A 13,136-nucleotide genomic window follows, 5' to 3' on the forward strand; every position below is an offset into this window, starting at 1 on the left:
TCGAAAGAGAGTGAAATTGATGAGTAATAATAAGATTCTTGTAGAGGCTTCAGCGATTCTTCGTCCTTATGGGGTTGAACCATATTTTGTAGAGGATATGGGAAAAGTGAAGAAGGTCTATTCCAATAAAGGCGTTTTTGCCTTGAAAATGGTGCCGCCCACTTATGGGACTGAGTTTATCCGCCACATCCAATCCCTCTACCAAAAAGGTTATAACCGGGTTGTTCCCATTTATCCGACTTTGGATGGAAGGTATGCGGTTCTTTATCAAAATGCGTTGTATTATTTAATGCCCTGGCTTGCAGGTGAGGTAAAGGATGACCCGTCCGAGAAAAACAAAAAATTATTTCGTGAACTCGCTCGTCTTCATACACTATCAACTTATGAATTTCCAATTAAAAAAGAAGACCGGAAAGAACATTATGAAAACACTTTGCTTTTGTTGGAAAAGGATGAGGAATTTTTAAAAGGATTTCTTGAACAGTGCGAAAAAAAACCATATATGTCTCCGTTTGAATTACAATTTTGTCTTTATTATCATGATGTTTCCCAAGCACTCCGGTTCTCTAAGGAACAGCTTGAAGCTTGGTATGAAAAAACAAAGGAAGAGGAAAAAATAAGATCTGTTTTAATTCACGGAAAATTTTCCTCAGATCATTTCCTATTTGATGATAAAGGGTACGGATATTTTATGAATTTTGAAAGGGCGAAGCAAGGTTCGCCTTACCAAGACCTTCTTCCCTATTTAACCCAGGCATTAAAGGGATTTCCAAAACGGAGTGAAGACTGTATTGAATGGCTGCTTATTTATCTTAAATATTTTCCGCTTAAACAGGAGGAAAGACATTTAATGCTGAGCTATTTTACTCATCCGTCCTCTCTAATAAATGTTGTCCAAAAATATCACACACGAAATAATCGCAAAAAGGAAAGGAAATTCTCGCAGCAGCTTCAACGCCAATATTGGCTTTTGAAAAACATAGAATATGTTGTGAGCAGGCTGGTGGAAATTCAAAGACAGCAAGAAGCAGCCGCCCAACAACAACAAGAAGGAGCCCAGAATGGATAATGGGCTCCTTCTCTTTATCATAAAAATTCAAATTGAAAGGCTAGCGCTAATAAGATCAGAATGGTTAACAGCAAAACATCAAAGGTCGTCGGCAGGAATATCGTTCGGATCCCTTGAAAAACACAGAATGGGATGACAAATTGGCAGCACACATTGCGAACGGTTCGAAGCCATGGTGGAAGTTTGTATGGATTATATCTGCGCTTCAACATTCTTCCCCCTTCACACAACTTTGTTTTACTATTCTATGCTCAATTTCTTGTAAAAGTGCTATCAAGATATGAAACATTCCTCCAAAAATGTATATACTAGAAAAAAATCGGTAAAGATGATTGACGATAGTCCCCTTTTTTAGGTAGTATAGCTTATGAATAAAGTCATCGGCTGGGGTTAAAGCCTACCCGAAAATAATTGAAAATAAAAGCGAAGATAGGGAAGAGTACAGTGTAAATCTGTGTTAAAGAGAGGGAAGCATTTTGCTGAGAGCTTCCTATACAGACCATTGGAAGGTCGCCCTTGAGCATCTCCTGCGAACGATTTTTCCAGTAGTTGGAGACGGAGCATCCGTTATTGTTTTAAGCGCCAATTATGTCTTTTTCTAATTGGAAAAAAGGTGGTACCGCGAAGCATACTCCATTCGTCCTTTTCATGACGAATGGAGTTTTTTGTTTTATAAAAAGGCTGTTGATTTTGAGCACTTGTTGATTGGAGCGGAAGGCACGAGACTCCTGCGGGAAAAGCAAGTCTTGGGAGACCCCGGAGGCGCAAAAGCGCCGAGGAGGCTCCCGGACTGCCCGCGGAAAGCGAGTGCCTGAAGCGGAAATCAACACAAGGTTAACAGAGCCTAAAAAAATGCGTTTAACGAAACGGATCTATTTTTTAAAAAATGGAGGAAAGTGTAATGGAAACAAAAGAACTATCAATGCCGACCAAATATGATCCCCGGGCAATTGAGCAGGGCCGCTATGATTGGTGGTTAAACGGGAAATTTTTTGAAGCCAAGGATGATGTTGATAAACTGCCTTATACAATTGTTATTCCACCGCCAAACGTAACTGGTAAGCTTCACTTAGGCCATGCATGGGATACAACGCTTCAAGATATTTTAACAAGAATGAAGCGGATGCAGGGGTACGATGTTTTGTGGCTCCCTGGAATGGACCATGCCGGAATTGCCACTCAAGCGAAGGTAGAGGAAAAGCTTCGTGGAGAAGGAAAAAGTCGCTACGACCTTGGTCGTGAGAAATTTGTTGAAGAAACGTGGAAGTGGAAGGAAGAGTATGCCGGCCATATTCGCGAGCAGTGGTCGAAACTAGGTCTTGGACTCGATTATAGCCGTGAACGCTTTACACTTGATGAAGGCCTGTCAGATGCTGTTAAAGAAGTATTCGTAAACCTTTATAAAAAAGGGTTAATTTACCGCGGTGAATACATCATCAACTGGGATCCTTCTACGAAAACAGCACTTTCTGATATTGAGGTTATTTACAAAGACGTACAAGGTGCGTTTTACCATATGAAATATCCGTTTGCCGATGGATCGGGCTATATTGAAGTAGCAACAACTCGTCCGGAAACGATGCTTGGAGATACGGCAGTTGCGGTTCATCCAGAGGATCCGCGCTACAAGGATATGATTGGCAAAACCGTTATTTTACCAATCGTTGGCCGAGAAATTCCAATCGTTGGGGATGATTATGTTGATATAGAATTTGGATCAGGTGCGGTTAAAATTACTCCTGCTCATGACCCTAATGACTTTGAGTTAGGAAATCGCCATAATCTTGAGCGCGTTTTAGTAATGAATGAAGACGGAACAATGAACGCACGTGCTGGCAAGTACCAAGGCATGGATCGTTTCGAATGCCGCAAGCAAATCGTAAAGGACCTACAAGAAGCTGGTGTTCTATTCAAAATTGAAGAGCATCTTCATTCAGTTGGACACTCTGAGCGCAGTGGCGCGGTTGTTGAGCCTTACCTTTCAACACAATGGTTTGTTAAAATGCAGCCATTAGCAGATGCAGCGATTGCTCTTCAGCAAGAGGAGGAAAAGGTTAACTTCGTACCGGATCGATTTGAAAAGACGTATTTACGTTGGATGGAAAATATCCGTGACTGGTGTATTTCACGTCAGCTTTGGTGGGGTCACCGGATTCCGGCCTGGTACCATAAAGAAACAGGTGAAATTTACGTTGAAAACGAGCCTCCAGCAGACAGTGAAAACTGGGTTCAAGACAATGACGTTTTGGATACATGGTTCTCGTCAGCACTATGGCCATTTTCAACATTAGGCTGGCCAGATGCAGATGCTGAGGACTTTAAACGCTACTATCCAACCGCGGCACTAGTAACAGGCTACGATATCATTTTCTTCTGGGTATCGCGCATGATTTTCCAAGGGATTGAGTTCACAGGCGGACGTCCATTTAATGATGTATTGATTCATGGCCTAGTTCGCGATGCACAAGGCCGTAAGATGAGTAAATCTCTTGGCAACGGTGTAGACCCAATGGAGGTTATTGATCAGTACGGTGCAGATTCCTTACGCTACTTCCTATCGACTGGAAGCTCACCAGGTCAAGATTTACGCTATAGCACGGAGAAGGTTGAAGCAACCTGGAATTTTGCTAATAAAATTTGGAACGCATCTCGTTTTGCGTTAATGAATATGAACGGCATGACTTATGATGAGATCGATTTAAGCGGAGAAAAATCCGTTGCCGATAAGTGGATCCTAACTCGTTTAAACGAAACGATTGAAAATGTAACGCGCTTGTCTGATCGCTATGAGTTCGGTGAAGTGGGCCGTGCGTTATACAACTTCATTTGGGACGATTTCTGTGATTGGTATATTGAGATGGCGAAGCTGCCATTGTACGGTGACGATGAAGCGGCAAAGAAAACAACTCGTTCGATTTTAGCCTATGTATTAGATCAGACGATGCGCCTGTTGCATCCATTCATGCCATTTATTACCGAGGAAATTTGGCAGAACCTTCCTCATAGCGGCGAATCGATTACAACCGCAAGCTGGCCGGTAGTGGATCCAGCGATGGTTGATGAGCAAGCTGCTTCGGAAATGAAGCTGTTGGTTGAAATCATCCGCTCGGTTCGAAATATCCGTGCTGAGGTGAACACACCATTAAGTAAGAAAATTAAGATCATGCTGAAGGCAAAGGATGCTGGTGTGCTTGCTGTTCTAGAGAAAAACAGCGGCTACATCGAGCGCTTCTGTAATCCTGAAGAGCTTGTCATTGCAGTGGATCTCGAAGCACCAGATAAGGCGATGACCGCTGTAGTAACAGGAGCAGAGATTATCCTTCCACTTGCAGGCCTGATTAATCTCGATGAAGAACGTGCTCGTCTTGAGAAAGAGCTTGACCGATTGACTAAAGAGGTTGAACGAGTACAGAAGAAATTAAGCAATCAAGGCTTTGTAAGCAAGGCACCAGCAAAGGTTATCGAAGAAGAGCGTGCCAAGGAACAGGATTATATGGAGAAACGCGCTGCCGTTGAAGTGCGCTTAAATGAATTAAAGAGTCTATAATTGACAGTGTGATGTGTGAAAAAAAGCGAACCCGGTGTATCGGGTTCGTTTCATTTGTGCAATGAGTACTACGGAAACTCGCCGAAATTCGTTGATTGGCAAATAAAACTGTGAAATTGGCAAATAGAAGTTGGAAATCGGCAAAAAAACAGACGAAATTGGCAAATAAAACGATAGAATCGGCAAATAAACAGGCGAAATCGGCAAATAGACGATTAAAACCGGCATCAAGTTGAATAAAAACTTGCTAAAAATGAAGAAATCGTTAAAGTTGACTGCTTTGTTCTAGGTCTATCCGTGGATTTCGGCGCTTTATCCGTAGATTTTGAAGTTTTATCCGTGAATTATGTCCGGTTATCCGTAGATTTCGATGTTCTATCCGTGGCTTCAGCACTTTTATCCGTATATTAAACTTATTATAAAAACCAACGACAAACGCAAACCGAAACTACTTAAACATTTGGAGGTGAACTTCCCATGTTTCAAACATATGAACAAGCATTAACCTGGATCCACGCCCGGCTCCGCTTAGGAATCAAGCCAGGACTCGCGCGAATGGAGTGGATGATGGAGCGTCTCAACCATCCAGAACGGAGAATTAAAACGATTCACATCGGCGGGACAAATGGAAAGGGCTCAACGCTGACCTTCTTACGCTGCATTTTAGAAGAAGCCGGCTGCAAGGTGGGCACGTTTACGTCCCCATTTTTCGAGCAATTTAATGAGCGGATAAGTGTGAACGGAAAGGCAATTTCTGATGAAGAGATGCTCGAACTCACCAACATCATTAAGCCGTTGGCAGATGAACTGGAGTCAACCGAGCTTGGCGGACCGACAGAATTTGAAGTGATCACCGCGATGTCACTGTACTATTTTGCTAAAAAGAACCCAGTTGACATCGTGCTTTACGAAGTGGGTCTCGGAGGCAGATTCGACTCAACGAATATTCTTCACCCGCTGCTGTCGATTATAACCAGCATTGGCATGGATCACACGAATATTCTTGGAGATACATATGAAAAAATAGCTACTGAAAAAGCGGGCATCATCAAATCTGGAACCCCGATCTTAACAGCAGTAAAGCAGCCAGAAGCGCTAAATGTTATTGAAACAAAAGCAAAGGAGCTGAAGGCAGCTCTCTACCAATTGGGAAAAGAGTTTTCCGTGTCTAACCATAAATCTTTGACGAGAGGCGAAGAATTTAGCTTCCGTTCCATTTTTCAAAGCTTACAGGAAATTCAAATATCAATGTTGGGACAGCATCAAGTCGAGAATGCTTCCCTGGCGATTATGGCTGCACAAATATTAAAACAGTACTTTGCGTTCTTAATCGAAGAAGATGATATTCGCAAAGGACTTCACCGTGCATACTGGCCAGGCAGAATGGAATTAATTTCAGACCAGCCTTTCATTATGATGGACGGCGCCCATAATGAAGAGGGAATTGGAGCATTAGTACAGGAGCTAAAGGCACGTTACTCCAATAAACAAATCCAAATCTTGTTTACCGCCCTTGCCGATAAAGATCTGAATAAGATGATTCATCTTTTGGATGGAGTAACGGACAAGATTACGTTTACAGAATTCGATTTCCCACGTGCCTCACAAGCGCAATCATTATATGATCTCAGCTCTTCAGAAAATAAACATATTGCGCAAAACTGGCAGCAATTTTTAACAAAAACAATACCTGAAATGAAGGAAAATGAACTCTTGGTCATTACTGGTTCACTTTACTTCCTTTCGAGTTTAAAGCCATTTCTACTAAAATTACTAAATTAACAAAAAGAGGATCTAACCTACTAAGAGTAAGTTGGATCCTCTTTTTTTATCATAATAAACAGTCTAATCCTGTTAACACTTTGATTATTGTAATAAGTCTATTAGCCTGTTAAACTAATGGTATGTCGATAATGGTCGAAATATGTAAAAAAAATCTCAGATTTTATCCAAAGCAACCTAGAGGTGATGTATTTGCATGAATAAATGGGCTTCTTATTATACCTCTGATAAAGGGGTCTCTTTAGTAGAAATATTAGCTTCGATTGTCATCCTATCTATAATTATTATTTCCCTCATTACTATGTTTATCCAATCATCCCGTACGAACAGTGTTTCAAAAAATATGATGGACGCCACTTATGTTGCCGAAGCAAATATGGAAGAAATCTATAATATTGTGGTTTCATCTACTTCATATGATATCGCGACAGCCGCGGTTACAAGTAAGGGATATACCCAATTAAGCAAGACCAGCACGAATGCCTTTTTTGAAAAAAATGAAGCGGGCCACTATGTATATATTGAATTAGTTCCAACCCCTAATAGTTCATTAGTAAAGGTTCGAGTTAAGGTTTATAAGGATCGTTCAAAAGCGGACAAAAAAGCGCAAATGGAGATTTTACTATCATGGAAAAAACAGTAACCCTACTTAAAAAGAATGAAAAAGGACTTACGCTGCTTGAATTATTAATTACCCTAGCTCTTGTATCCATGGTACTGTTGATGGCAACGTCTGTTCACCTGTTTGGCCAAAAACAAATGAATAGCCAATCAAATGAAGTTCAAAATCAATCGAATGTAAGATTGGCGTTGAATATTGTCACAAAGGAAATAAGGAAGGCTTCAAGTGTGAGTGTGGCAAATAATGTGTTGACGATCAATGGGACTGATGTTTATAAGCTTGAAAATAATATTCTTAAAAAAAATAACCAAACGTTGATTTCAAATATCCAACAATTCACGATAACAAAAACAGATGAAAAACTAACCGTAAAAATTGCCAATACACCATCCAATAATCATCCACAAACAACGCTTTCAACGACTATTTATTTAAGAAAATAGGTGATTCAATGCAAAAATGGTTTCTCAAAGTAAATAATGAAAGAGGAATTGCCTTAGTAGCCGTATTATTAGCATTTGTGGTCATTTCTATTTTGGGGTTAGCCGTTATGGGGCTTTCTGTCAACAATATAAAAATGACTTCTACAGAACGAAATTATCAATCATCCTATTACATTGCTGAATCGGGCATTACTTACAAAATAAATGATATAAGTAGTAGAATTGCTTCTGTTTATGGTCAATCTTTATCGGCTAGTGATTTTTTTAGCAGAGTCGAAGGGTTGATGGAATTAGGGCAAGAAAAGGTTATCGAAAATTATTTTGAAGAATCGTTTGGAAGCAAACCTGTGGTAAAAATTAAGATCGAAAAACTTCCTAATGATTCTGTAGTTTCTTATAGTAACAAATATAAAATTACATCTAAAGGGATAATCAATAACCGTACTCGGAAGGTTACGAAAATCATTTATCTTACTTGGAAACCGAAGAGCGGAGTAACCATTCCCGCAGGTACTGTGTTGTTTGTAAAAGAAAACCTAACCTTAAAGAACGTTCCGGTTGACGGATCAATCGGAACAAATGGCTCGTTAACGGAAGTCACTTTAAACGGAAGCAAGGCAATTGTTACGGGGAATGTTTATACGAATGTCGGAACCCCTTTGCCGATTCCGGAGTTCCCGATATTCTCAGCTCCAACGAATGGCGTAAACTATACGAGCAACTCACTTGTAATGGAACAAGATATGGTATTTAACAGCCTAACAGTTGGTGCCAATCAAACATTAAAGATTGACGTTGGCTATATTAATAAAAACATAGTGGTAAATAATCTTAATCTAGCGAGTGGTGCAAAAATTGAAATCATCGGAAGTGGTAAGCTTGCGATTTATGCCAAAAATATCACGATGGCATCAGGAAGCATTCTTAATACTGGCGGGGATATCGAAAAGGTATATATCTTTTTGGAGGGTACGGCGTCCAATATTGCTGGGTTAATTCAAGGCTCGATGTTTGCTAAAGATGCCAATTTGGTTGTTAATAATTATGTATCGGGTGTCCAAGGTCATATCATCACGGCGGGAACTTCTATTTCTATTACGGGAGCTGGAACCGCCAATTTGCCGAAGATGATTTATGCTCCGAATGCTGTTGTTAATGTAAATGCCTCTTTTTCAGGTTCAATTATTGCGAAAACGCTATCCTCTAGCGGTAATGATGATAATTTTATTTTCAAATTCGTTCAAATTAACTATGATAATTCACCTTTGTTTGTTGATAACGGATCGGGACTTACCCCGGTACGGGATATGATTATCGGAGAACCTGTTCGCGAAAATTAAGTATTACTAAAATAGAAAAAATCTTTATTAAGTGGCGCCTATTTTGACAATCAGGCGCCCTTGTTTTGTCAAGTTTACCGATGCTGAATAGGGAATAAACGCTTATCACGTATGAATCTTTGAATTGTTGGAAAAAAATTCATAATATTTATCTTTTCTTCCACAAATTCCTCGAGATTATTCTTTAAAAATAGTAGTAAATATAATAAAATAAATAATATTAGTCGTATATTGTCAAATTTTATAGAATTTTCTTGTCGAATTATTGAAACTATTTACAGGAGTGGAGAAATGGAGAATTTAATTTTTACAGGTATTTCATTGCTCATCCTGCTTCCGATAATTTATTTCCTACCAATCGGCTTTACCGTCAAAGGCAAAGTCTTTATTGTTGTTGCTTCCTTTTTGCTCAGCCTCGTTGGGCTAGGTGCCTCGCTTGTTTTTCCGATTTGGCAAACAGGACTTATCCTCTTATTGTTGGTTACTGCTTCTGCTTATTTACTAATGAAGACAGGTAAACAATGGCTTTATCTGGTCGAGAACAATCAGCCATTCGTTTTTGAAGAGGAAAAGCAAGAACAGCCAATAAATGAAATAAAAGATACCTATTCCTATATAGCTTTCTCTGACAAGTCACCGAAAAAATCGATTGTAGAGAAAGAGCATCAATCCAATCCAAAACAAAAATCCGAACCAATCAGCATACTAGCAAAACTCGTTTCCGACAATGAAAAAGATATTTCGCTTATTAGTAAAGAAACCGATATGTCAGAAGACCTGGATGAGGCAGTTATCGTCATGAATGATACTGTCAAAACAGGGGCTTTACAGAAAGATTCTGCCAAGGAGAAACCTGTTGAAAGCAAATTGGATATGGAGTCCTTCATTAAAAGTGAAGAGCCGACTGGTGAGGTCGAGATGCCGTCCTCTGATGAACAGGACTATTCTTATTTAGCAGAAGTTGAAAAATTATTAGAAGTGGACGAGATTGATTTTGACAGTATGAAAAAAGACACGATTTTAGAGGCAAGCAATGAAGATACAATCGAACTTATATTAGAGTTCGATGCAGAACAAAATACTTCACTTGGAAATATAGAAGAGCAAGAATATTTGTTGGATGATGAATTTCAGCTGGAAGAATTACAATTAGATGATCTTCCCAATCATACAACCGACAACACCAACAACAACTTGATAAAAGAAGACGAGGATCTATTTGATCTTGAAGAACTTTTCTTTTTTGATCAAGACGACGAACAGGAGCCAGAGAAAGAAACAAAAACGGCACTTGAAGAAAAAATCGTAAACCAATAAAATCCTTCATTTAATAAAATGTAACTGCTGGCATAGGGGTGGGTTTGTGAAAAAACGAGAAATTAAGCTCTTTATTGTTTTATTGCTATCTACAGCATTTATTTTTAGTTTTTCCCATTTCGGTGCAAAAGCTTATAATGCCTTAACCGAGGATAGTACAGGATTTAAAAAAGGGACAACGATTGCCCAAATAGATGTTTCGAATAAATCAAAAGCTGAGGCGCTTGCCTTATTAAATGAACAATTACAAAAATGGCGCTCGGAAACGAAGGTGACGATCCAATATAAAGAGAAAAGTGTTCCATTGGATATTGCCCAATATCAATTTGACTTAGAAGCCTCGGTAGAAAATGCCAAGGATGGTCATCAAAATGACGTTGTCGTAACCTTTAAATCTGGAGATCTATATCAGTATATGAAACAAATGTCCTCGAAACTTGATAGTTCGAAGGTAGATATGGATCCGCTCGTTTCTGAATTAATCATGTATGCTGCTAACTTAACACCGAATCAATATCTGCTAAAGGTTGATAAGTTTTTGTCTGTAGCGAATAACAATGAAGTCATAAGTGAAGCTGCGCTTTCCCCTGCAACTGTCCCGATTGAGCTAGGGATTTTAGTGGAGGAACTGTCGCCTATTAAAATAGAACCGCAATCTCAAATATCTCTTTTACAACTATTAGAAAAACGTAAATTTACAACGTTTCCTTCTGAGGCTGCGAGTATGGTTGGTACAGTAATCTTTAAAACTATTTTAGCCAGCAATTTTACAATTGTCGAAAAACATATTGGACAAGTATTACCGGATTATGCTGAGTTAGGATTAGAAGCAAAAGTTGATTATACGAACCATCTCGATTTCGTGTTTGTTAACCCGAACGATTTGAATTATGAGATTGGGCTGAAATTAGTGGATCACACCCTTACAGCAACGCTGAAAGGCAGCCCATTCCTTTACAACTATAAAGTAAAGCTCTCGAATAAACAGGAATTTAAGCCGAAAACGATTATTCAATACAGCCCGCTTTTATCGCCTGACGAGGTAAAAATTCAACAAAGTGGCGGAAACGGTCTGATGATTAAAGTTTATCGGGAAGTGTTCGGTGAAAATGATGTTTGGTTAAGCAATGAATTGATTTCAGAGGATTTCTATCCTCCGATTCCAACAATTGAAGTCCGGGCTCTGAAGTCAACAACCAACAATACAGGCACCACCGATACTGGAACGAATAATACAAGTACTACCGACAGTACTTCACCAACACAACCAGCACCGAACACCGAAGACGACCTATATGGAAAACCAAACGAAGAAACAAAATAAGATTTTAAGCGGGTGAGCCGTTATGAAACATACTAGAAAACGCTTAGGGGATTTATTAGTAGAAGCTGGTCTGATTACAGAAGATCAGCTTCTTGCTACCTTAAATGAGAAAGCACCTAGTCAAAAGCTTGGGGATGCCTTATTACTGAAAGGCTATATTACAGAGCAGCAGCTTATTGAAGTTCTTGAGGTTCAACTTGGGATTCCACATATAAGCCTATATGGCTATCCGTTCGAGACGAATTTATTTTCGCTCGTTTCTAAAGAAGCAGCAATGCGAAATTTGTTAATTCCGATTAAGAAGGACGGGGATAAGCTGTTTGTGGCGATGGCTGATCCGATGGATTTCTTTGCGATCGATGACCTGCGTCTCTCAACAGGATTTCAAATTGAGGCCGTTATTGCCACGAAAGACGATATTGTTCGGGCGATTAACAAATACTATGACATTGATGAAGAGTTCGATGATCTGCTTGATGGCGGAAAGAAAGGGGAAAAGTCACGCGATGAGACGATAACCGACGAGGATTCCCCGATTGTCCGGCTTGTAAATCAAATCCTCTCTAACGCTGTATCGCAAAAGGCAAGTGACATCCATATTGACCCGCAGGAAACAAAAGTGGTTGTTCGATATCGTGTCGACGGCTTGTTGCGGGTCGAACGGGTGTTACCGAAAAATATGCAAAGCTTTTTAACAGCGAGAATTAAGATCATGGCCAATCTAGACATTACCGAACACCGTATCCCGCAGGACGGACGAATCAAGGTAAATCTAAATTTTTATCCGGTCGATTTGCGGGTATCTACCTTGCCGACCGTATATGGGGAAAAAATAGTGCTGCGGATTTTGGATTTAGGAAATGCGCTAATTGATCTTGATAAAATCGGCTTTAATAAGGTCAACTTAACGCGGTTTACGCAAATGATTGAAAAGCCGAATGGGATCGTTCTAATCACGGGTCCAACCGGATCCGGAAAATCGTCGACACTGTATGCGGCTTTAAATAGTTTAAATGATGAATCGGTCAATATTATTACGATTGAAGATCCGGTCGAGTTTCAGCTAGAAGGAATCAGCCAGATCCAAGTCAATCAAAATGTAGGCATGACCTTTGCGACAGGGCTGCGTTCGATACTACGACAAGACCCGAATATTATTATGGTGGGGGAAATCCGTGATAAAGAAACGGTTGAGGTGGCGATCCGTGCTTCCTTAACAGGTCACCTAGTGTTAAGCACGCTTCATACGAATGATGCGTTAAGTTCGATTACCCGCCTTGTCGATATGGGAATGGAGCCATTTCTCGTTGCCACTTCCTTATCAGGCATTGTCGCACAGCGTTTGATTCGAAAAGTGTGCCGGGATTGTGCCGAACCGCATGAAGCGTCACAGCGGGAAATTGACATTTTTGCAAGGCGTGGTTTAAAGATTGACAAAGTAATGCGCGGCAAAGGCTGTGCTTCTTGCAATATGACCGGTTATCGCGGCCGAATTGCCATTCACGAAGTGGTCGTTGTAAACGAAGAAATGAAGAGAGCGATCATGACGGATGATTCGATTCCGAAGCTAAGACAGATCGCGATAAAAAATAAAACGATTTTCCTTATTGATGATGGACTTCTAAAAGTAAAACAAGGATTAACCACAACTGAAGAAGTATTACGAGTGGCAATTTCTGAATAGAGGTGCAA

At 40.0% G+C, this 13,136-nt stretch carries 10 protein-coding genes and 1 other annotated feature; of the genes, 9 read left to right on the top strand and 1 reads right to left on the bottom strand.

Annotated features, from left to right (window positions below):
• The first annotated feature begins 19 nt into the window (after positions 1–19).
• Positions 20–1,069 (top strand): spore coat protein YsxE, encoded by a 1,050-nt coding sequence (ysxE, locus tag ACI48O_RS08240; RefSeq protein WP_435561258.1) that lies wholly within the window; start codon positions 20–22, stop codon positions 1,067–1,069.
• A 17-nt stretch (positions 1,070–1,086) separates the two neighbouring features.
• On the opposite strand, the gene ACI48O_RS08245 is transcribed toward ysxE, so the two are convergent.
• The gene (locus ACI48O_RS08245) at positions 1,087–1,281 is read right to left on the bottom strand and encodes a hypothetical protein (protein WP_435561259.1); all 195 of its coding nucleotides are present in this window, start codon (positions 1,279–1,281) and stop codon (positions 1,087–1,089) included.
• A gap of 205 nt (positions 1,282–1,486) precedes the next feature.
• Positions 1,487–1,717 (top strand) — a binding site (T-box leader).
• Between the two features lie 253 nt (positions 1,718–1,970).
• Here ACI48O_RS08245 and ACI48O_RS08250 point away from each other — a divergent pair.
• The 8 genes from ACI48O_RS08250 (at position 1,971) to ACI48O_RS08285 (ending at position 13,128) form a co-directional block, all read left to right on the top strand.
• Positions 1,971–4,616 (top strand): valine--tRNA ligase, encoded by a 2,646-nt coding sequence (locus ACI48O_RS08250; protein WP_435561261.1) that lies wholly within the window; start codon positions 1,971–1,973, stop codon positions 4,614–4,616.
• Positions 4,617–5,093: 477 nt separating this feature from the next.
• Positions 5,094–6,398 carry a bifunctional folylpolyglutamate synthase/dihydrofolate synthase gene (locus ACI48O_RS08255; RefSeq protein WP_435561262.1) on the top strand — a complete coding sequence of 435 codons (1,305 nt, stop codon included), beginning with the start codon at positions 5,094–5,096 and terminating at the stop codon, positions 6,396–6,398.
• Positions 6,399–6,594: 196 nt separating this feature from the next.
• Entirely contained in the window at positions 6,595–7,041 is a 447-nt protein-coding gene (locus tag ACI48O_RS08260) for a hypothetical protein (protein WP_435561263.1), read from the top strand.
• Entirely contained in the window at positions 7,026–7,463 is a 438-nt protein-coding gene (locus ACI48O_RS08265) for a prepilin-type N-terminal cleavage/methylation domain-containing protein (RefSeq protein ID WP_435561264.1), read from the top strand. The genes ACI48O_RS08260 and ACI48O_RS08265 overlap by 16 nt, the downstream gene beginning before the upstream one ends.
• Positions 7,464–7,471: 8 nt before the next feature.
• Positions 7,472–8,803 carry a pilus assembly PilX N-terminal domain-containing protein gene (locus ACI48O_RS08270; RefSeq protein ID WP_435561266.1) on the top strand — a complete coding sequence of 444 codons (1,332 nt, stop codon included), beginning with the start codon at positions 7,472–7,474 and terminating at the stop codon, positions 8,801–8,803.
• A gap of 291 nt (positions 8,804–9,094) precedes the next feature.
• Complete coding sequence (locus ACI48O_RS08275) at positions 9,095–10,120, top strand: hypothetical protein (protein WP_435561267.1); 1,026 nt, start codon at positions 9,095–9,097, stop codon at positions 10,118–10,120.
• Positions 10,121–10,166: 46 nt separating this feature from the next.
• The gene (locus tag ACI48O_RS08280; RefSeq protein WP_435561268.1) at positions 10,167–11,444 is read left to right on the top strand and encodes a VanW family protein; all 1,278 of its coding nucleotides are present in this window, start codon (positions 10,167–10,169) and stop codon (positions 11,442–11,444) included.
• A 22-nt stretch (positions 11,445–11,466) separates the two neighbouring features.
• On the top strand, positions 11,467–13,128 hold the full coding sequence (locus ACI48O_RS08285; protein ID WP_435561269.1) for a GspE/PulE family protein: 1,662 nt from the start codon (positions 11,467–11,469) through the stop codon (positions 13,126–13,128).
• Positions 13,129–13,136: the final 8 nt, after the last annotated feature.

Origin of the sequence: Neobacillus terrisolis (assembly GCF_051233475.1) — a bacterium.
In the GTDB taxonomy this organism is placed as follows: domain Bacteria; phylum Bacillota; class Bacilli; order Bacillales; family Cytobacillaceae; genus Bacillus_BU.

Bases quoted from the DNA above. Each gene is read 5' to 3' on its own strand.
- ysxE (WP_435561258.1), top strand. From the start codon at position 20: ATGAGTAATAATAAGATTCTTGTAGAGGCTTCAGCGATTCTTCGTCCT.
- ACI48O_RS08245 (WP_435561259.1), bottom strand. From the start codon at position 1,281: ATGTTGAAGCGCAGATATAATCCATACAAACTTCCACCATGGCTTCGA.
- ACI48O_RS08250 (WP_435561261.1), top strand. From the start codon at position 1,971: ATGGAAACAAAAGAACTATCAATGCCGACCAAATATGATCCCCGGGCA.
- ACI48O_RS08255 (WP_435561262.1), top strand. From the start codon at position 5,094: ATGTTTCAAACATATGAACAAGCATTAACCTGGATCCACGCCCGGCTC.
- ACI48O_RS08260 (WP_435561263.1), top strand. From the start codon at position 6,595: ATGAATAAATGGGCTTCTTATTATACCTCTGATAAAGGGGTCTCTTTA.
- ACI48O_RS08265 (WP_435561264.1), top strand. From the start codon at position 7,026: ATGGAAAAAACAGTAACCCTACTTAAAAAGAATGAAAAAGGACTTACG.
- ACI48O_RS08270 (WP_435561266.1), top strand. From the start codon at position 7,472: ATGCAAAAATGGTTTCTCAAAGTAAATAATGAAAGAGGAATTGCCTTA.
- ACI48O_RS08275 (WP_435561267.1), top strand. From the start codon at position 9,095: ATGGAGAATTTAATTTTTACAGGTATTTCATTGCTCATCCTGCTTCCG.
- ACI48O_RS08285 (WP_435561269.1), top strand. From the start codon at position 11,467: ATGAAACATACTAGAAAACGCTTAGGGGATTTATTAGTAGAAGCTGGT.